The following is a 19,808-nucleotide window of genomic DNA, read 5'->3' as shown; positions in this document are numbered from 1 at the left end:
TGGCTTATTTACTCATGGCGCCAATGTTAAAGACCTGTTCCAGCATGGGGTTGAAGACAAAGCCTTTGACCTCTTTGTTCATCGCCAGCTGGTAGTTTTTCTGGAAGAGATAGACGTAGGCGGCCTCATCAATCACGATGGTTTGCGCCTGCTGGTAATCCTTCGTTCTGGCCGCCTGATCGGTAGTGGTCAGCGCGCTGCGCAGAAGTTTATCGACCCCGGCGTTTTCATAAAACGAACGATTACCCGGCAGACCTTTCTTATCAGACTCAAACCAGTAGTTCATGAACATGTACGGGTCGGCGAAGTCCGGGCTCCAGTTGCCGATGGCAATGTCGTAATCACCTTTGCCGATCCGGTCGCGCATGGTGGCATTCGCCAGTTTTTCCAGCTTCACCTTAATACCCAGCTTGCTGAGACTGGCCTGCGTGGAAAGCGCAATCGGTTCCCAGTTCGGATCGTTATCAGAGTAGAGGAAGCTCAGGCTGTCGGGCTTGGTCGCGACTTGCTCCCAGGCGGCTTTAGCTTTCGCTTCATCAAAACTGTACTGCATTGCCTTCGCGTCATAGCCCCACATACCTTCAGGAATCGGGCCGCGCATCTGCTTGCCGTTACCGCTGAGGATACCCGTCACCATGCCCTGATAGTCCGTTGACCATGAGATGGCCCGGCGCAAATCCACCTGATTCAGCGGCGCTTTACTGTTGTTCAGATAGAGATAAGTCACGCGCAGCGAAGGATAATCCGCTACGTTGACTTTCCCTTCCTGTTTTAACGCGTTGAGCTGGTCTACCGGGAGAGCATCGGCAATGTCGATGTCTCCCCGCGACAATTGCAGGCGGCGGGAAGCGCTCTCACCAATAATTTTTACCGACACGCGCTTAAAGGCAGGTTTGGCTCCCGCATAATGCGGATTCGGCACCAGAATCAGCTGCTGTCCTTTCTGCCAGCTTTTCAGCATAAACGGGCCGGAACCTGCGGTGTTCTGCGCCAGAAAACCGCGCGCATCATCTGCGGCATGTTCTTTCAGAACCGCCGGGTTAATAATGGAGGCGCCGTCATTCGCCAGCGTGTACAGGAAGGGCGCAAACGGCTGGCTCAGCGTAAATTTCACCGTATAGTCATCGACGGCTTCGACTTTCAAATCTTTTGGAAAGGCTTCTGCCGGGCCTTGTCCAATTTTCAGCAGACGCGCAAAAGATTGTTGCACCGCATCTGCCGTAACGGGCGAGCCATCAGCGAATCGGGCATCTTTATTAAGGGTAAACGTCCACTCTTTCTGATCGTCAGAGGCCTTCCAGTCGCTCGCCAGATCGCCTTCAACCTCCGTGGAACCTTTACCTCCCTCGGTTTTGTACTGCACAAGGCGTTGATAAGACGGGTAGGTCACCGTCCAGTCGTTGTTATCAATAGTGACGGCAGGATCAAGCGTTTGCGGATCGGCCGCTTTACCAATCACCAGCATATCTTTGGGTACAGCCGCCTGAGCGGCGGGCAGGGCAACAGCCAGTGCCACGGCAATCAGGGCGGGACGAAACAGCGAAGTTAAAGCGTGTGTTGTCTTCATGACCGTGCTCCATCATTTACAGGGAGGGTTGTGTTGTTGTGCGTGATGCCGGGAAACAGGCAATGCAGTCGTCGAGCAAGGGGTAGCTGGCCGCGTCCGGCAATTCAAAATGCCACCATTCACTGCTGATGCCGACAAAACCACCGCCAAACATAATAGCGTTCAATAACAATCGATTACGTTGCTCTGCGGGTGGAACAGAAGGGTGATACGAGTGCGAGCGATCGTGCATTTCATCAAAACCGGCCCCCATATCAAGCACGTTGCCATGCTCATCAATCAGAGTGACGTCAATTGCCGTACCACGGCTATGGTTTGAACCGATGGCTACATCCACCACGTATTGCGGATCGGGACAGACATGCCACAGAACCGACTGCGCCTGCTGCGGACGATAGGCGTCGTATACCACCAGAGACAGTCCTGCCAGCTGCGCGATGCTGATACTTTTCGCCAGCGCGGTGACGGCATCCGTATGCAACAGGCAACGGGCCTCCCGGTAAATGGGCGCGCCGGTGAGGTTATCGGCGGTGGCGTATTTGAGATCGATATGCAGCGAGGGGAAAATCACTGACAGATCGACCAGTTCAGGGGTTTCTGACATAGCACGTTTCCTGTTTATTGTTCGAATTGACCAAACTCTTGTTGCAACTGGCGATTGGTTCGCAGCCGTTCAGCAAGCGTATCGCCCAGTTGATCCACCACGCCTGACAGCAATAAGTTGAACAGGCAGCTCACGGGGGCGAGCGAATCCCAGAAGTGCCCGGTGTCGGTTTTTACCTGCAATAAGTCGATGGCGTAGTCTCTGGCCCACGGACACCAGACATCAGTGATTAACGCCAGCGGAATGCGCCGCTCGCTGGCAACGCGACAATACTGACGGGCAGCGGCGGAATAGGCGCGGGTATCCGTGATCACCACATATGGCCGTGCGAACCCGGAATTCAGCGACTCAACCCAGCTCCCGGATAGCCCTTCGGAATAACTGACTTTGGGCCGCAGGTATTCCAGATGGCTGAAAAAGGCGTTAGCAATGCCGCGCGTGGACTGAATCCCCAGAACATACACGGCCTCCGCATGCGCCAGTTGCTGAGCGATTCGCAAGAACGTTTCACTTTGCGCCAGCTGATAGACGTGGGTGATGGCATCAATTTCCAGCGACAGCGACTGACGCGCTCTGTCGGGCAGTCGCTGCTGCTGTTGCCAGGAGTCAAGGCGTTCATTCATCCCCCAGGGCTGATAGGGCACGGATGGCAGTTCCCGTAGACTGGCTTTGGCATCCTCAAGATTACGAAAACCAAGCTTCCGTAAATAACGTCCCACCGTGATGCCGCTGGTGCCTGTCGCTCTGGCGATACCGTCTGCCGTTTCAAACGGTATCTGCGCCGCGTGCGCTAACAGCCAGCCTGCAACGCGCTTTTCGCTGGGCGTATGCTGGCTAAAACTCTTCTCAATTCGGGCAAATAACTCAGGTTTTGATGTCATTACCGTCTCGCTGTTAGTGAGCTGTCAGAGAGCGTTCCGCTGTTACTGAATTAACAATGCAGGACGCATGCCAACCTGGAGATCACGGCATTGCCGTCTTTTTTGTTAAATTGAGGTGATATTTAATTAACGAATGATCAACATTTGTGCAGATTAGTTCACTTTTGGTGCAGCGATCGTCAGAGAGGGCATGAATGTGTCGAATCCGTCGCAGGGATCACATTGTGATGCCAGAAATTGCAAGGTCAAAAATGGCAAACGCCAACGTGGATAGCAGAGAAATATAAAAGCGCGAGACACATTATTTATCAGCGGAAAGAACAGTGTATTATTTTTGTAGATTTAATAAATATTCATCAGGCAAGTAATCTGTTCATTTTACGCATTAAAATACAACGCGATATTAATTATTCTTTTATAACAGACAGGTTTGTAGCAACGTATGAAGGCAGGCGAAGCGTAAAACCCCCTGACTTATGAAGTGCGGCACAACCAGGAGAACACAAGGCCTGGCGCGTAAGTGATTAAAGCAACGCATTAAAAATAATATTCAAAATAAACTTATCACGCTATTTAAATCATCTGAAAGTGCAGGATTTTGTTATTAGTGACAGCGTCACATTTAAGAGCGTGTTAATATTTCTTAACGAACCATAAAACCGCATAAAGATATAAATTTGTGTGCCGATACTGAATAAAAGAGAGTCGTTTACATAAGGGGTTTGTATGGTCTGGTATCCATCACGTATTTCCACCCGTCTGACGATTGGGGGGATTGCGCTGCTTGCAGTGACCACGCTGGTTATTGTTGCCATTATGCTCTGGCGCGGTCAGCCGCGCGTTGTTGAGATCAACTCCGCCCTGATAGAGGAGACAGGGCAAGGACTGACTCGCCAGTTAGGTACTGTTTTATCGCGTATTGAAGGTGAAACGGTAAGCCTGTCGCGCCTTGCCGAAGTGCTGCCAAACGACGAATCGCTATACCAGCATGTCGTTCCGCATCTTATTGGCGAACAGAATGATTCCATCATTACCGGCGGCGGCATCTGGCCGGAGCCGGATGCCTTTACGCCCGGCATTGAACGACGCAGTTTCTTCTGGGCGCGTGATGCAGAAGGGAAATTGATCTTTTCCGACGACTACAACGTTGCGGGTGGGAGCGGTTATCATAACGAAAGCTGGTATATCCAGGCGAAAGGGCACTCACAGAACAGTTGCGTCTGGTCTGATGTTTACCAGGATACGATTTCCGGGGTTAACATGGTGACCTGTAGCATTCCTTATCAACTGGCAGGGAAATTTGCCGGCGTCGCCACAACCGATATCCGACTGGATAACGTCGCCACCTTTATGCAACAGCAGGGGAACAGCACGGGCGGTTACGCCTTTGTGGTGGATAAACAGGGGCAAATCCTCTATTTCCCGCAGGCCGATCACGCGCAGTTTAAAACGTTTACTGACCTGGTCAAAGCCTCTGACTGGCTCGCCCCGGTAGCCGGATCGCTGAAAACGCTGAATGCCTCGGCCGATGTCGCCACCATTCCCCTTGCACACGACGGCATACTGGACGGGCCTTCCCGGGTGATGCTTTTCCCGATGGCGGATACCGGGTGGATCGTTGGGCTGGTGACGCCTGAAGAACGCGTTGTCGGACTGGCAAAAGTGATGATGAAGGATGTACTGGAAGTGCTGATTCCGATCATGGCCATTCTGCTGGTGGGCTCCTGGCTGGTGGTGCGCCGTCTTATCTCTCGTCTGGACGATACGCGTCGCGCGCTGGATGATATCGCCCAGGGCGAAGGCGATCTGACTCGCCGCCTGGACGTCCGGGGTAAAGATGAGATTTCCGATATTGCTCAGGCCTTTAACCTCTTTGTGGATAAAATATCCGCAATCCTGATTACCGTTCGCAGCAGTAGCGTGGTGGTTGCGAATAACGCCGTCAGTCTGGCTGACAGTAATATGGAGTTATCCTCTCGCGTAACGCAGCAGGCAGCCGCGCTGGAGGAAAGCGCGTCGGCGATGGAGCAATTAAATGCGACCGTTCATCAAAATACCGGGAATACACAGTTAGCCGATGAGCTTTCCGAAAACACGGCGCAAACGGCTAACCGCTGTGGCGATGTCATGCAGGGCGTGATTTCCACGATGGATAACGTCAGCGCGTCGTCCGGCAGGATGGTGGAAATTGTCGCCGTTATCGACAGCATCGCGTTTCAGACCAACATTCTCGCGCTGAATGCGGCGGTGGAAGCCGCACGAGCGGGTGATGCCGGTCGCGGATTTGCCGTCGTCGCCTCTGAAGTGCGCACGCTGGCACAGCGCAGCGCCACTGCCGCGCAGGAGATCAAGGCGTTAATCGATGAGTCGGTTTCACACGTAGACAGCAGCAGTCAGCAGATCCATAACGCCGGGGATCGTCTTGGCGAGTTGGTCGGCAACGTGCGTCAGGTCAGACAATTGATGGGTGAAATTCGCGTGGCGGGTGAAGAACAGCGTAAAGGTGTCTCTGAGGTTACGCTGGCGGTAACCGAAATGGACAGTACGGTTCAGCAGAACGCGTCGCTGATTGATGATGCCGCTGCGCGAACCCAGGTCCTGAAAGAAGAGGCTGAACAACTGGCGCTACTGGTCTCTTCATTCAGATTGCCTGAACCCACAGCGGCATAATTTTCTCTCTCCCTCACAGAACGTCTGCAAATTGCAGACGTTCTGCTTGTGTCAGTCAGATAACTAAATCCATTATTTAGTGTTTTATCTCCATGAATAGCCAATAACTCCATTATATAGTGGTTTATGCTTTTTGCCTTCGTTGCACATTAACTCTATAATATTGTGTATTACGTCAGAAATATTGCGATAAGGGACACTATGATGGATTTAACCCTTAGTTCTCCAGCCGAGATTGTTACGCTGCTGTGCGACCGGTTACGCAAAGAACGCCTGGCAAAACAGATGACTCAGGCTGACGTGGCCGCCCGGGCGGGAGTTGGCGTCAATACGGTTTCAAACCTTGAAGCAGGCAAAAATGTGGGCTTCGAGAATCTGGTCAGAGTAGCGGTGGTATTAGGTTATGGCGACGCGTTGAAAGCGCTGTTCAAGCCCAAAATTGATAGCCTGGATGATATCTTACGTTATGAGAAGAGCGCGACGCGTCAGCGGGTGAAGAGGAAAAATAACGATGCCTGAGCAGATAGACGTCTTCTATGAAGGATGGGGGGAACGATGGCTCTGGGGCAAGCTGGTCTCATCAACGGCATTGACCGGTCGGCCAGTCATCGCCTTTGAATACAGTGACGAGGCCGTTCGCAAAGGTTTTGAGCTGTCCCGCTTAACATTACCGCTTGAGGGGCCGCGATTACGCAGGGACTTTCCGGCTCATCAATTACATCTTCCGGGGCCGGTTTACGACGCTCTGCCTGATGGCTGGGGAATGCTGCTGATGGATCGCTTATTCAAACGCAGAGGACTCAATGCCGCCCGAATTGGCCCCCTGGAGCGGCTCACCTGGGTAGGCGGCAACGCAATGGGGGCAATGACATTCCAGCCGGTACAGGCAGAGGCAGAACTTACCTCGCAAGAAGAGATCCCGCTGGTGCAGCTGGCCGCAGAGGTGCAGGAGGTTCTGAGCGGAGAAGGCGGGGAGTTCCTGCAAAAATTATTGCAGATGGGCGGTTCACCACAGGGGGCACGGCCAAAAGCATTACTCCATCGTGACACTGTCACGTCAAAATTCACAACCTCGCCGTTAGCAGGCGCGGAAAGCTGGCTGGTCAAATTCCCGGCCAGACAGGAACATGCCGAGGTCTGCGCCATCGAAGCCGTCTATTCAGCGTGTCTGCGCAAATGCGGCATCCAGACGCCTGACGTTACGTATTTCGCCTTGCCGGAAGGGCAAGCGGCATTCGCCACCCGCCGTTTTGATCATGAACAAGGGATGCGCGTGCCCATGCAAAGTCTGGCCGCCTTCACTGGCGCGAATTACCAGACGCCGGGTTCGCTCGACTACCGAAGTTTTTTACGTGCGACGCAAATATGCACCAACGATATTCGGGAAAAAGCGCTTGCCTTCGAACGAGTGGTCTTTAATGTCGTGTTCAACAACCGGGACGATCATCCTAAGAACTTCGCTTATCTGATGTCCGCAGATGGGCAATGGACCCTGGCGCCCGCCTATGATGTGACCTATTGCGATGGGCCTGGCGGCTATCATCAGATGGATGTGATGGGTGAAGCTCTGGATATTGAAAGAAAGCATCTTCAGGCGCTGGGTGAACAGGAAGCCGAATTACCAGCCACCAGAGTCGCAGAGATCATCGCGACTATTTGCGACGTTGCGGCGACGTTCAGCGCAATTGCTACCGACCTCTACCCGGGGCAAATCACGGGCGACACGCTGAACTATATCCAAAAACAGATTGATGGGAATATCAGCCGCCTGAAGGGATGACGGCTGAGTCAGTCTCACGGAAAGAGGGTGTGGGGAGGTTAGCTTCCCCACCGACTTTTCAGATAGTTCACCGCTTGCTGGGTTTGCGGCTGATCAAGATAGCTTTCTCTGAACAGGATTGTGCCTTTGATTTGTGAGACGGATTCATTCAGATCCAGTTGCTTCTTAAGCTCCGGGACGCCGCCATTAATCATCCAGTCCGGCTCATTCTTTGACGGTTCGCCGACTTTATACAACGCCACGCCAATATAGAGATGGGTATTCGTGGGTTTCACCACATCCGCCCACCATTTCGCCAGCACATCATAACGGGCCGCGTCACGCGCAAAGGGCCAGTAGAGCTGCGGCGCAATGTAATCCAGTAATCCCAGTTGCACCCAGCGGCGAGTATCGGCATAGGATTCATCATACGCCGCCGCGCCCCTCGTATCCGAACCTGCCGGATCATGCGAGCGGTTACGCCATACACCAGCGGGGCTGACGCCAAATTCAACATCCGGTTTCAGGTTTTTGACCGTGCGGGACACCTGCTCAATCAGCAGTTGCGTATTGTGTCGCCGCCAGTCCGCTTTTGAGGCAAACGCCTGACCATATCGGGCAAAGGTGGAATTGTCGTTAAGCGTGGAGCCTGGCGTTTCGGTATAGAAATAGTCATCAAACTGTACGCCATCGATGGGATAACGTGTGACCACTTCCGCCACGATACTGGTGATCCAGTCCCGGACGTCAGGAATGCCGGGATCAAGAACAAAACGATCTCCAGAGATGCGCACCCAGTCGCGATGCAGCACAAACACGCTCGCCGGATTTGACGTCACCGTCGCGTTTAACTGCGCCACCGTTGCTGGTTTGGTGTTTACCGATACGCGGTAGGGGTTAAACCAGGCGTGTACTTTCATTCCCCGCTTATGCGCTTCATCAAGCATAAACTGTAGCGGATCGTAGCCCGGATCTTCACCAATCTTTCCGGTCAGCATATCTGACCACGGCAAAATTTTTGACGGCCAGAGCGCCGTTCCATCCGGCTTGACCTGGAAAAACACGGTATTGATTCCCAGACTTTTTAGCTTATCCAGCTTTTCGATCAACGCGTTCTGTTGTTGACGCACCCGAACCGCCGCATTACTCGTATTCACGGAACTGACCGGAGGCCAGTCAAGACGCGAAACGGTTGCCAGCCAGATACCACGAACCGGCTGCTGATTTTTCTGGGATGGGGCTGGCGTCGCGGAAGAAGGGGGCGTAACCAGCGAAACGGGAGGTTTTGAGGCGCAACTGGCAAGTAAAAACGCGGTGGCGACAAGCGTAGCCCGTTTTTTTACTTTGCTGACAAGACGAGCGTGACGAGAGCTGATGATCATATTTGCCAATTTTCCGTTTGGTTAATCCAAAAAATCTTACACGAGATCTGGCTAATTACAGAGTTCATTGCTACGTTTTTTACAGGAGATGGCATTCCTCCTCATAACCGCCCTCTGGCTGATGATGCCTGCACATTCTGGACGTTGCCCCGCGTGGACAAGTCAACGTGTATTGTGTAGGAGTCATTATGCGCCGTACCTCAACAACATCGCTGCAATTTATTACCGTTTTGTATGCCTCTGGTCGTCGTCATACCCCCCCTTCGGGCGATCGTGCTCCTGCATATTTTGTCGATCTGAATCTTGATAAAATCGTCGATCGCATTGTTCAGGGACGGGAAGAGTACGGCATCAGCGCTTTCTTTTATTCACCACTTGAATGTCTGGAGGATATCCTCTATCGACAGGAAATTATTCAGGATGTGACAATACATGCGCTCTATAAGGCGCTAATGGCATATTCCGCAGAGATGAAGAATATCAGGGAGATTTCAGAAGAAAAAACAAACCGGTTTTACTTCTATCAACAGCGGCGCTGGGAGCTTGAGTGCATTTTGTTGTATTGCCAGGCCGTTACGGCGCTGTATGAGCGTATAGCGCCGCTGTCTTTGTCTTCCGACGGTATGATTAATTTCAGGCATTATCTTCGTCAGTATATCGAGAGTGAAAATTTTACCGGGTTATATTCAACCGCCACTATGATAAGAAAAAGTCTGGAGGCGGTTCAGTACGGCCTGAAAATTAAAGGCGACACCATTATTGTTGAACGGTATCACCAGGAGAAAAACTATAGCGATGAGATCCTCGATGTGTTCTCAAAGTTTAAGCAGCATGATGTGAATGTCGAGGTGGAGAGTAGACATCACAGCTTCGGGATGAACCATATTGAAGCACAAGTTCTGGATTGTGTTGCCAGACTATTTCCCACCGAGTTTCATCAACTTGATGTGTTTATAGATGCCAACAAACGCTACAGAGATAACACGCTGGATCTTTTTGAACGTGAAGTGCAGTTTTATCTGGCTGTTGTGGAATACATTGAAAAATTTCGGCAGAAAGGGCTGCCATTTTGTATCCCGGAGGTACAACGAGATGAAAAGGCTATTTCGGCTGTTGCGGCTTTCGATCTCGCGCTTGCAGAGGTCATCCTTGAGAAAAAGGAGAAGGTTGTCTGCAATGATTTCAGCTTCCAGGAGCATGAACGTATTTTCGTCATATCGGGCCCCAACCAGGGCGGGAAAACCACCTTTGCCCGCATGATAGGGCAACTGCATTTTCTTGCCTTGCTGGGCATTTATGTCCCTGCCAGGCAGGCAAAGCTCTTTCTGACAGACACTATTTTTACGCATTTTGAGAAAATCGAAAATATTTATAACCTCCGGGGAAAACTGTATGACGACCTGGTGAGAATAAAAGCGATCCTTGATGCTGCCACATCACACAGTTTGATTATCATGAATGAGATTTTTACGTCAACCACATCGCGAGACGCCATTTATCTGGGAACACGGGTAATCAAGAAAATAGTCATGCTCGATGCGCTTTGTGTCTGCGTAACGTTTATCGACGAGCTTACGGCATTAGACCCGTCCATCGTCAGCTTAATGAGTACGGTTGAGCATAATAATGCAGCATTAAGAACCTATAAAATCACCAGGAAACCGGCCGATGGCATAGCATGGTCAACGACGCTGGTGATAAAGCATGGGCTGACATATGAGCAGATAAAAACGAGGTTAAACGGATGAACGCGTATCTGATGTATAAAGATAACGATTTTATCGTTGACGATAATATCCCAGAGAACATCAAATTTGCCATGAAAGATCTGGAGCTGGCGGTGTTGTTTCATGCGTTGTCTGATGGAGATGATTTTCTTTATTCTGTCGTCAGGAAGGCATGTTCTGTGCTGCTATCGGGCATTCCTGACATTGAGTACAGGCAGGCTATTCTGCGGGATTGCCTGTATAACGAGGACGTCATCAGAACATTCTATAACGTGGTGGTTGAATGCCTGCAAATGGAAAAAGAGAAACTTCACTACGGCGTTTTTGGTCATTATCCTTCCGCTGTGCTGCATCAGTCTCTTTCGTTTACCCAATTCCTGATGATCTATTTACAGAAAATAAAAATTATCGCACAAGAAAACATCCATCACGTTGAATCTCCGGGGATGGTTCGTCTTTTCTCGATGCTTGTTCAGGAGTTAAACGATGATTATATGAGCACTATTGAAAGACATCTGAAGCAGATGACTTTCAAAAAAGGCGTATTAATCAGCGCACGATTGGGGCAGGGTAATCAGGGCAAAGACTATGTACTCAGGCGGCCCAATCCCCCGCAAAAAGGATGGTTCCGGCGTCTTTGGACAAAAAGGCCAGCGCATTACACCGTACAGCTAGCCGCGCGTGATGAAAATGGCTTCAGGGCATTAAGCGACTTAAAGGACGAAGGGCTCGTATTGATCGCCAACGCAATGGCGCAATCCACCGCGCATTTGCTTAATTTTCTAAAGTCACTGCGCACTGAATTAGGATTTTATATTTCATGCCTTAATCTTGCGCAGGCCTTAAACAAACGCAATATTCCACTGTGCTTTCCTGTCCCGATATATCAAAGAGAACGCCATCATGTGTTTGAGGCACTCTTTGATCCCTGCCTTGCACTGACATCGGATCGGGAAATCGTTAGCAACACATTAAGAACGGATAATAAAAATACTTTTATCATCACTGGCGCAAACCAGGGAGGGAAATCCACGTTTTTACGCAGTATCGGACTGGCGCAGATAATGATGCAAACGGGGATGTTCGTTTCTGCTGAATGTTATAGCGCAGATCTTTGTCGGCAGATATTCACGCATTACAAATGTGAAGAAGACAGCCATATGGTCAGCGGAAAGCTGGATGAAGAGCTCCGACGAATGAGTGATATTGTTGATGCTCTACAACGTGATGACCTGGTGCTGTTTAACGAATCGTTCTCTGCAACAAACAGTCGGGAAGGGGCCGAAATCATCAGAGGCGTGGTAACCGCACTGGCAGAAAGCAACGTGAAGCTCTTTTTTGTTACACATACTGCGGAATTTGCATGTTCGTTTTATCAGGAGGATCGCCAGGACACGGTATACCTGTGCGCCGAACGACGCGACGATGGAGAAAGGACATACAAAATAGCAGAAGGCGTGCCTCTGGATATCAGTTATGGCGAAGATCTGTACCGGGATGTTTTTGATGCCTCTCCCGCATACCGGAATACGGGAGAGGTTTCAGAGCGTTAACCTTTTCTGAAGGCAGATTTACCGGCGAAAACGGCGGCATCGCCAAGTTCATCTTCAATACGCATTAGCTGATTGTATTTTTCGATGCGTTCTCCACGGCTTGGCGCTCCCGTTTTGAGGTGTCCGGCGCGTAAGCCTACCGTCATATCAGCAATGAAACTGTCTATTGTTTCTCCGCTACGGTGTGAGATAAAGCTGCCCCAGTGATGATCATGACACAATTGAACCGCTTCGATTGTCTCGCTTAACGTACCAATCTGGTTCAATTTGATCAGCGCGGCATTCGCCAGATTTTCATCAATTCCTCGCTGGATATATTTTACGTTAGTCACAAAAAGATCGTCACCCACCAGTTCAATCTTATTGCCAAGCGTATCACTCAGAATTCGCCAGCCAGCCCAGTCATCTTCAGCCAGGCCATCTTCAATCAGAACAATGGGGAATTCGTTGACCAGCCGCTCATAATAGCGCGTCATCTCTTCCGCACCGAATTGCGCATTTTCGCTGCGCAGGGTGTATTTTCCGTCTGAATAAAATTCGCTGGATGCAGGGTCCATGCAAATAACAATATCCTCGCCGGGTTTATAACCGGCTTTTTCGATCGCTTCGACAATCAATTCCAGCGGTTGCCGGTTTGACGAGACGGCTGGCGCGAATCCACCTTCATCGCCCACGCCAGTAGACAAACCTTTCTCCAGTAAGACCTGACGTAAATTCTGATACACCTCGCTACCCCAGCGAATGGCTTCCCGAACAGAGCTTGCGCCCCAGGGGGCAATCATGAACTCCTGAAAATCGGCGCCTTGCCAGCGAGCGTGAACGCCGCCATTGATGATATTCATACAAGGAACCGGGAGGAGGTTAGCGCCAACGCCGCCGAGGTAACGATACAGCGGAATGTTTGATAGCTGCGCGGCCAGACGCGCCACGGCAAGCGATACCCCGAGAATAGCATTGGCCCCGAGACGACTTTTATTTTCCGTACCATCAAGAGTTATCAGGCAGTTATCGATATCTTTCTGACGGCGGACATCATATCCCCGTAGCGCATTATCGATCTCAGTATTGATACTCTGAACCGCGCCCAATACACCTTTGCCGCCAAAACGCGACTTATCTCCATCACGGCGCTCAATGGCTTCGCGCGAACCGGTACTGGCACCGGAAGGGACTGACGCGCGCGCAGCACCGCCGCCGATGGCGGAGACTTCGACTTCAACGGTCGGATTACCTCGGGAGTCCAGAATTTCTCTTGCGATCACACGTTCAATTTCATAGCTCATAGAAATGACCTTATTTTATGGAGTGGATATATGTTTAATCAGCACATCAACCGAGAGATGATTGATGAACTCAAAAGAGAACGAGGAAAAAACCCCAAACAGGCGATTCTTATGACCCAGCATGACCAGGTCGATATCCTCATGTTGGATAACCGCTTCAACATCTTTGAAACGTTGAATGCTGATAATTGATTTCACTTGCACATGAATACTGCTGGATTCCGCCAGGCGACTGAGCATCGCTTTGGCCTCGATCACTTCATGTGATTGCCGATCCCGGGTTAAAGCATCACTCGTGTAATCCAGCTCCCGGTAATCAGAACTGATATGCCCGAGGGTGATCTGAGTCCCCATTTCTTTTGCCAGACGTTCAGCATGGTGCAGCAACAGCACACCATCGATTTCATTCTGGACCAGTAATAATGCGTGTTTGTACATATGCATACGCCACCTCTCAAGTAATGAGAAACGCTCAGCATCGCAAATGAACAATGTGTTGCAGACGGGCCGATGGACATAACAAGAGCCGGTGAGCGCTACGTTGTTACTGATGTTGTGATAGTCAAAGGCATGGATAACATCTTTCTTTTCAAAAAGATGAGATTCAGGAAGTAATGAAGTGGTTGTTTTACTATTCATAGCGATACCCGACATACATGCCTAAGAAAAACAGCAACAGTTGTATATCAGGCGTCATCATCCGATTCGAGCGAACCGGCGGTTGGGAAAGGTGGAACACCATCACCTTGTGAACTAAGCGTATAGCAGGTTCAGGCGGAAATCAATGAGAAGTAAATCTGTTGCGCATGGATCGCGAAGAAGGAGAGGGTAGTCAACGAAATCTGCGGCGTAAATAACGCAATAAAAATTATAACTTAGTACGATTTTGACTTTAACAATTCCATAAGTCGTTTAATTATAGACAATTATTGTATCTACAAGTCTTCGAGTGTGCTTATGAAAGAGATCTGTTCCGCAGATTCGTCAACATTTAAACATGTGCGTTTTGTTCTCACAGACATGGATGAAACGCTGACTTACAAGGGGCGCCTTGCGGCTGAAACCTATCTGGCGCTGGAACGATTGCAGAACGCGGGAGTCAAAGTGATACCGGTCACAGCCGCGCCCGCAGGCTGGTGCGACCAGATGGCACGGATGTGGCCAGTTGATGGCGTCATTGGTGAAAATGGCGGTGTGTTTTTCAGAAGGCGAAATGACGGTCATGGCATTGAGCGTTTCTTCTGGCACGGCACAGAAAAATATCCTGACGTCGCTGAGCGCCTGACGCAAATTGGGGAACAGATAAAAAGGGAAATTCCTACCGCTCATTTTGCCGACGATCAACCTTTCAGGATGACGTCCATTGCCTTTGCTAAACCGCCAGAAGCCCATCAGTGTTCATTAATACTTAACGCATTGACGCAAGCAGGCGCTACAACCACCGTAAACAATCTCTGGATTCTTGGCTGGTCTGGAGAATATGACAAGTTATCTATGGCCCGACGAGTGCTCAGGGATTTTTACGATCTCGACATTGATGCCGAACGTTCTGCCGTATTGTATAGCGGCGACTCGACGAATGATGCGCCGATGTTTTCATTCTTTGAACATACGGTTGGAGTGAGCACGGTATCAGATTACCTTGATCAAATCCCGAAACCTCCGCAGTGGATTACCCGTGGCCCGGGAGGTGCTGGTTTTGTGGAAATTGCAGATGCGGTAATTGCCGCCAGATAGTGAGAAACGCAGATCCCATTGGCTTATCCGGTCACAGTGGCCGGGTTTTTAATGCGTGCGCTACATGAAATCTGACGCAGGATAACCGAACAGTTTGCAGAATTCACACAGGACACGATGGAAGGCATGCAGAAAAAGGCGAGGGATGCATTATGAGTCAAGGGAGTAAGCCTGTATTGGGCGTCATAAATTCAATTTAACATAATATACATTATGCGCACTAAAGAGGATAAAGGGAGAATCTGTGGTTTTGTAGTCATCCTTGTGCTGGTCGCTATAGTCTCTGAAGCACTTTCTCCAGCACGACTCCGTTGATTCTGGGGCTCTGTTTCACATCTCCGGCACTTCCCGCGATGTCTAAATACATTTTCCAAATACATGTAGCACGCTTTTTTGCTTAGGCGTTGTGAATTCCTCATCCGCAAGATGCTGCATCCCCAGGGATTCATAAAACCGACGCCCGCTGTCGTTACCCTTAAGAACCTGCAACCAGAAAAAATGCTGCTCCTTATGCCTTGCTATCTCGATAGCTTTTTCGAAAAGAATTCGGCCATATCCTTTACCGGTTTCTCCGGGTGCAAAATACAGTTTGTTTAAGAGCGCTCCTGAGTGATTACCACCGCTAACTGGACGGTCCCAGCTTATCTTTGCAAAACCTACTGGCTTATCGCTTTCCGCAATGAGCCAGGTAACTGACTGATCATTTAAACTATTTTCAAGTTGGTCCGGCGCGTACTCACTGTCAATAAATTGTCGAAGCTCTACAGGACAATCCCATAACTCTTTGAAATGATGGTAATAACTTGACTTCCCCAGCGTTTGCAATGTCGGGGTATCGGCAGGTACAGCATAACGTATGGTCAAGTTCATACACTCTCCTGAAATGGCTTAAATTTAAGTTAACGCACAACATAATGCTGAATATGATATTTATCACAAAGCGCTCAGAAGTGCTGTAGCAAGATTAAAATATGCTATGGTTAATATATAATGTTTTCATCGGGTACATCCATCAGTTGTTGTTAACATACTAAGGAACCTGTCGCTTACTCACATAAACATACCGATATTACTCGTTTAAATCCTTGTCGTTATTATTTTAAGGAGAAGAGTATGAAAGAGCTTAATATCTTCGGTCAATATGTAGGCAGACATCTTGAGGGTAACCTTGATTTTATTTTACCTGACACGCGCCAGTTGTCAGGCCGTTACTGTCACTTACAACCCCTTGCGACTTACCACTGTGATGATCTTTATCAGGGCTGGCATAGCATAGAAGACCCACGGGACTGGACTTATCTTCCTGATGAACGCCCCGAGACAAGGCAAGCAACCTTTGACTATATCAAACGCATCATCAGTCAGGGCGGAATTTCATATTATGCCATAATAGAAAATAAATCTGCGAAAGCCCGAGGCACCCTCGCCCTTTTTAATATAGACAAGAATAATGGCGTTGCGGAAATCGGATATGTACATCTCACGCCAGCGATAAAACGCACCTTTTTAAGCACGGAAGCAATTTATCTTTTACTGATGTATGTTTTTGATGTCCTTAAATATCGTCGTTGTGAGTGGCAAACAGACACGCTTAATCATGCTGGAATGAATGCTGCTGAAAGAATTGGGTTTCGGAAAGAAGGTATCTTACGTGATAAGCAAATCATAAAATCAAGGAGCGTGGATATCGCAACATATTCAATTATTAGCGCCGAGTGGCCGAAGATATCCAGTGCGATATCTGTCTGGCTAAGAACGGAAAATCTCGACGAACGTGGACATCAGATTCACCCTTTACGGCACTATCTGGCGGAGCCTGAAGTGTAATCAGGAATACGGGGCCGTGACGACGGCCCATGCTTTTATTTATCCCATAAGCATTCAAGTTTTAAACACTCAGCGCCTTTGTATAAGCATTCATCATAAATACGGTAGCCCACATGCTCAGCAACACGAATGGACGGAATGTTATTCTTTGCGATAAGACAAATTGTCTTCGAGGGTGAAAACAAATGGACAAACCACTGATGTGCAGCGGCAGCGGCTTCCTTTGCTACGCCAGCCCCCTGAGCTGAACGTGAAATAACCCATGATGCCTCGACACAGTTCTCAAAGTTTTCATCAATGCCACGATGAAAATTAGCCAGTCCTGTTTCGCCTAAAAACGTGCCGTCAGACTTTTGAAAAATAGAAAATATACCGTAACCAAAAACAGACCAATGCCCGATGTTTCTCAACAGGCGGTTCCATGCCTCTTCTGGCGTAAAGCCTGGGGCATTAACCAGATGAAATATTTTAGGGTCTGAATACATCGGATACCATACACCATAATCTGTGATGACTTGAGGGCGCAAAATGAATCTTTCCGTGACGATAGCAGACATTATTTTCCACTCATTATGCTTACGTTGCTTCTATTGTAACTGAGTTATCCACTCATTCCGTCCAAAACTTTCTGTGGATAACGCGTTGGCGTTAATCCCGTGTGTTGACGGAAAAACGCAACAAATGCGCTGTCGCTGGCAAATTCCAATAGACAGATAGACACGGTTTTCCAGCCATTGAGATATCTGTTTAGCCTCCGTTGCAACACAGATCCCGCTTTGTCATTATGGTCCTGCGTCTGTTCTCCTTTCTGCCATTCATCACTGGTTGAGTGTGGGATCATCTGATAGTGTCGGGAAATGAATGTTTAACGGAAATGACGATGAGCAAAGTCTATACTGGCGGCTGTCTGTGCGGTTTTATCCGTTTTTCGGCGGTAGCGCCGAAAAATCCACATACCTGTTCCTGCTCGATTTGCCAAAAACATACAGGTGCATATTCTGTCAGTTGGGTCGAGTTCGACGCTCAGGATGTGACGTGGACAGGACAAGGAGACAAGCCTGCGGTCTGGCGCTCTTCGAATATCTCCAGTCGGGCATTTTGTTCTCACTGCGGAAGTTCAGTAGGCGCAATTGATGATGCGCCTACCGTTGCGTTGTTAACTGGCGTATTTGACGAGCCTCAGGATGAAGATCTTCATGCGCATTGAGCGCATCGCCCTCACCCTGTCTGCCTGTTTCGCCAGCCCTCCCTTTTCTGCCTGACGGGTAAACGCACGGAAGTTTCAGACAGCGATTAATTTCCCCTCAAAAGTATGTTGTAACTAAATAACATGAAAACAAAACCCGGCCGCAGCCGGGTCAGATGATTAGCACAGCGGTTTTACCGCTTCACGCATCCCTTTCGTCAGGATTGCATCCAGGTCGGTCGTAACCTGTTCGACCAGACCTGCAACGTGCGTCAGATCCTGCTCCCAATGCGCGTCCACGGCCAGCACGGCATGAACCAAATCCTGTGTGCTGATAAGACCGTCGCTATGTTGATGCCACAACTGTTGATAGCGCTCAATCCAGTGCGCATCATCCTGGAGCGGATACGTCTCGCCGCGACGTTCACCACGATAAAATGCGATCAGCGCCGCAAGCGCAAACGTCAGGCGCGCCGGTAAAACGCCGCTGACCTGCTGCCCTGCCAGTAGCTGCGGTAAAATACGGGTGCGAAATTTAGTCATGCCATTTAACGCAATCGACAACAACTGGTGTTTAATATACGGATTCTGGAAACGCCCCGTCACCGCACTGGCGAACGACATTAGCTCGTCGCGAGGTAAGTCCAGCACCGGAATAATCTCTTCATAGATGGCTTTTTCAACAAAGGCGCAAATGTCGCGGTCATTCATGGCTTCACCAACGGTATCCAGCCCGGCCTGGAACGCAACGGGCACCAGCGCCGTATGCGCACCATTCAGGATCGCGACCTTACGCTCTTTGTACGGCTTGATGTCATCAACAATCAGCACGTTGAGCGGATACTTATCAAGACGCAGCTCAGACGCTACCTTTTTTGGCCCCTGAATCACAAACAGATAAAAATGTTCCGCAGTATCGAGAAAAGCATCGTGATAGCCAAGTTCCGCTTCAAGTTGCGTCACTTCATCACGCGGATATCCGGTCACAATCCGGTCAACCAGCGTGGAACAAAAGGTGTTCGCCTGATCCAGCCACTGCACAAACGCAGCGGACAAGCTCCACTCCTGAGCGTAACGCAGTACCAGCTCGCGCAACGCCTCGCCATTGTAATCAATCAGTTCACAAGGAATGATAATCCAGCCTTTATCAAGCGCGCCGTCAAAACAGGTATAACGTTCAAACAGCAGCCGCGTCAGCTTCGCGGGGTAGCTGACCGCGGGCGTGTCATCAAATGCGTCACCGGCATGGTAGCTAATACCGGCTTCTGTGGTATTAGAGAAAACAAAACGCATGTCCGGGTTATGCGCCAGTTTCAGGAATTCATCGTAATCCTCATAGACGCTGATTTCACGGTTAACAGAACGGATCAAACGCGCGTCGCTAACCGCCTCGCCCTTTTCATTCAAACCACGAATAATCGTGGTATAGAGCCCGTCCTGGGTACTCAATGACGGCGGAAACGTGCTTTCGATAGGGCGAACAATGACCACTCCGGCGTTCAAATCGGTATGTTCATTCAGCAGATCAACTTGCCAGTCAACAAAGGCGCGCAGGAAGTTTCCCTCACCAAACTGAATGATGCGCTCAGGATAGCAGGCACCGGGAAAATCGCGACGGTTTAGAGTTTTCAC

Annotated in this window: 17 protein-coding genes and 2 riboswitches; of the genes, 8 read left to right on the top strand and 9 right to left on the bottom strand. The window is 49.7% G+C overall.

All coding sequences use genetic code 11. The features are described 5' to 3' along the window. Nucleotides 1-4 precede the first annotated feature (4 nt). From OGX93_RS03535 to OGX93_RS03525, 3 genes are read right to left on the bottom strand one after another with little or no spacing between them, the layout of a single operon-like run. Nucleotides 5-1,567 (bottom strand): ABC transporter substrate-binding protein, encoded by a 1,563-nt coding sequence (locus OGX93_RS03535; protein ID WP_047463668.1) that lies wholly within the window; start codon nucleotides 1,565-1,567, stop codon nucleotides 5-7. A 16-nt stretch (nucleotides 1,568-1,583) separates the two neighbouring features. Beyond that, nucleotides 1,584-2,171 carry a D-alanyl-D-alanine dipeptidase gene (ddpX, locus tag OGX93_RS03530; RefSeq protein WP_286449529.1) on the bottom strand — a complete coding sequence of 196 codons (588 nt, stop codon included), beginning with the start codon at nucleotides 2,169-2,171 and terminating at the stop codon, nucleotides 1,584-1,586. A 14-nt stretch (nucleotides 2,172-2,185) separates the two neighbouring features. After that, nucleotides 2,186-3,052, bottom strand: coding sequence for a MurR/RpiR family transcriptional regulator (locus OGX93_RS03525; protein ID WP_012132399.1), 867 nt, complete (start codon nucleotides 3,050-3,052; stop codon nucleotides 2,186-2,188). Between the two features lie 726 nt (nucleotides 3,053-3,778). On the opposite strand from OGX93_RS03525, the gene OGX93_RS03520 reads away from it, so the two are divergent. The 3 genes from OGX93_RS03520 to OGX93_RS03510 all read left to right on the top strand — a co-directional run bounded on the left by OGX93_RS03520 (nucleotide 3,779) and on the right by OGX93_RS03510 (nucleotide 7,502). Further along, complete coding sequence (locus tag OGX93_RS03520; protein ID WP_275375336.1) at nucleotides 3,779-5,722, top strand: methyl-accepting chemotaxis protein; 1,944 nt, start codon at nucleotides 3,779-3,781, stop codon at nucleotides 5,720-5,722. Between the two features lie 204 nt (nucleotides 5,723-5,926). Next, nucleotides 5,927-6,241, top strand: a complete 315-nt coding sequence (locus OGX93_RS03515) for a helix-turn-helix domain-containing protein (RefSeq protein ID WP_286449593.1) — start codon at nucleotides 5,927-5,929, stop codon at nucleotides 6,239-6,241. Further along, complete coding sequence (locus OGX93_RS03510; RefSeq protein ID WP_286449528.1) at nucleotides 6,234-7,502, top strand: type II toxin-antitoxin system HipA family toxin; 1,269 nt, start codon at nucleotides 6,234-6,236, stop codon at nucleotides 7,500-7,502. Before OGX93_RS03515 ends, OGX93_RS03510 begins: the two co-directional genes overlap by 8 nt. A 38-nt stretch (nucleotides 7,503-7,540) precedes the next feature. Here the strand turns inward: OGX93_RS03510 and OGX93_RS03505 are convergent, their stop codons facing one another. Next, entirely contained in the window at nucleotides 7,541-8,863 is a 1,323-nt protein-coding gene (locus OGX93_RS03505) for a glycoside hydrolase family 10-like protein (protein WP_286449527.1), read from the bottom strand. A 75-nt stretch (nucleotides 8,864-8,938) separates the two neighbouring features. Further along, a riboswitch (Fluoride riboswitch) is annotated at nucleotides 8,939-9,001 on the top strand. Between the two features lie 50 nt (nucleotides 9,002-9,051). On the opposite strand from OGX93_RS03505, the gene OGX93_RS03500 reads away from it, so the two are divergent. Both OGX93_RS03500 and OGX93_RS03495 read left to right on the top strand, forming a co-directional pair. Continuing rightward, complete coding sequence (locus OGX93_RS03500; RefSeq protein WP_286449526.1) at nucleotides 9,052-10,611, top strand: MutS-related protein; 1,560 nt, start codon at nucleotides 9,052-9,054, stop codon at nucleotides 10,609-10,611. Continuing rightward, nucleotides 10,608-12,143 (top strand): MutS-related protein, encoded by a 1,536-nt coding sequence (locus OGX93_RS03495; RefSeq protein ID WP_286449525.1) that lies wholly within the window; start codon nucleotides 10,608-10,610, stop codon nucleotides 12,141-12,143. The genes OGX93_RS03500 and OGX93_RS03495 overlap by 4 nt, the downstream gene beginning before the upstream one ends. Here OGX93_RS03495 and eno read toward each other — a convergent pair. Both eno and OGX93_RS03485 read right to left on the bottom strand, forming a co-directional pair. Continuing rightward, nucleotides 12,140-13,426: a phosphopyruvate hydratase gene (gene eno / locus OGX93_RS03490; RefSeq protein WP_286449524.1), complete on the bottom strand. Its 1,287-nt coding sequence runs from the start codon at nucleotides 13,424-13,426 to the stop codon at nucleotides 12,140-12,142. The two genes, OGX93_RS03495 and eno, sit on opposite strands and share 4 nt — an antisense overlap. A 15-nt stretch (nucleotides 13,427-13,441) precedes the next feature. Next, the gene (locus tag OGX93_RS03485) at nucleotides 13,442-13,870 is read right to left on the bottom strand and encodes a universal stress protein (protein ID WP_012132409.1); all 429 of its coding nucleotides are present in this window, start codon (nucleotides 13,868-13,870) and stop codon (nucleotides 13,442-13,444) included. Nucleotides 13,871-14,106: 236 nt separating this feature from the next. Further along, nucleotides 14,107-14,181, bottom strand: a riboswitch (Fluoride riboswitch). A gap of 202 nt (nucleotides 14,182-14,383) precedes the next feature. Between OGX93_RS03485 and OGX93_RS03480 the strand changes: the two genes are divergently transcribed. After that, complete coding sequence (locus OGX93_RS03480) at nucleotides 14,384-15,163, top strand: HAD-IIB family hydrolase (RefSeq protein ID WP_286449523.1); 780 nt, start codon at nucleotides 14,384-14,386, stop codon at nucleotides 15,161-15,163. A gap of 357 nt (nucleotides 15,164-15,520) precedes the next feature. Here OGX93_RS03480 and OGX93_RS03475 read toward each other — a convergent pair whose 3' ends face one another. Then, nucleotides 15,521-16,033, bottom strand: coding sequence for a GNAT family N-acetyltransferase (locus OGX93_RS03475; RefSeq protein WP_286449522.1), 513 nt, complete (start codon nucleotides 16,031-16,033; stop codon nucleotides 15,521-15,523). A gap of 243 nt (nucleotides 16,034-16,276) precedes the next feature. On the opposite strand from OGX93_RS03475, the gene OGX93_RS03470 reads away from it, so the two are divergent. Beyond that, nucleotides 16,277-16,990, top strand: a complete 714-nt coding sequence (locus tag OGX93_RS03470) for a GNAT family N-acetyltransferase (RefSeq protein WP_012132412.1) — start codon at nucleotides 16,277-16,279, stop codon at nucleotides 16,988-16,990. Between the two features lie 35 nt (nucleotides 16,991-17,025). Here OGX93_RS03470 and OGX93_RS03465 read toward each other — a convergent pair whose 3' ends face one another. Continuing rightward, a complete protein-coding gene (locus tag OGX93_RS03465; protein ID WP_286449521.1) occupies nucleotides 17,026-17,547 on the bottom strand; it encodes a GNAT family N-acetyltransferase in 522 nt (173 codons plus the stop codon). Between the two features lie 323 nt (nucleotides 17,548-17,870). Here OGX93_RS03465 and OGX93_RS03460 point away from each other — a divergent pair, with 323 nt between their 5' ends. Further along, nucleotides 17,871-18,197 carry a GFA family protein gene (locus OGX93_RS03460; RefSeq protein WP_198448198.1) on the top strand — a complete coding sequence of 109 codons (327 nt, stop codon included), beginning with the start codon at nucleotides 17,871-17,873 and terminating at the stop codon, nucleotides 18,195-18,197. A gap of 159 nt (nucleotides 18,198-18,356) precedes the next feature. Here the strand turns inward: OGX93_RS03460 and OGX93_RS03455 are convergent, their stop codons facing one another. After that, entirely contained in the window at nucleotides 18,357-19,808 is a 1,452-nt protein-coding gene (locus OGX93_RS03455; protein ID WP_286449520.1) for a tagaturonate reductase, read from the bottom strand.

The sequence above is a fragment of the Citrobacter sp. CK195 genome, assembly GCF_030333365.1.
In the GTDB taxonomy this organism is placed as follows: domain Bacteria; phylum Pseudomonadota; class Gammaproteobacteria; order Enterobacterales; family Enterobacteriaceae; genus Citrobacter_B; species Citrobacter_B koseri.
This window is presented reverse-complemented; position numbering and strand designations above follow the sequence as displayed.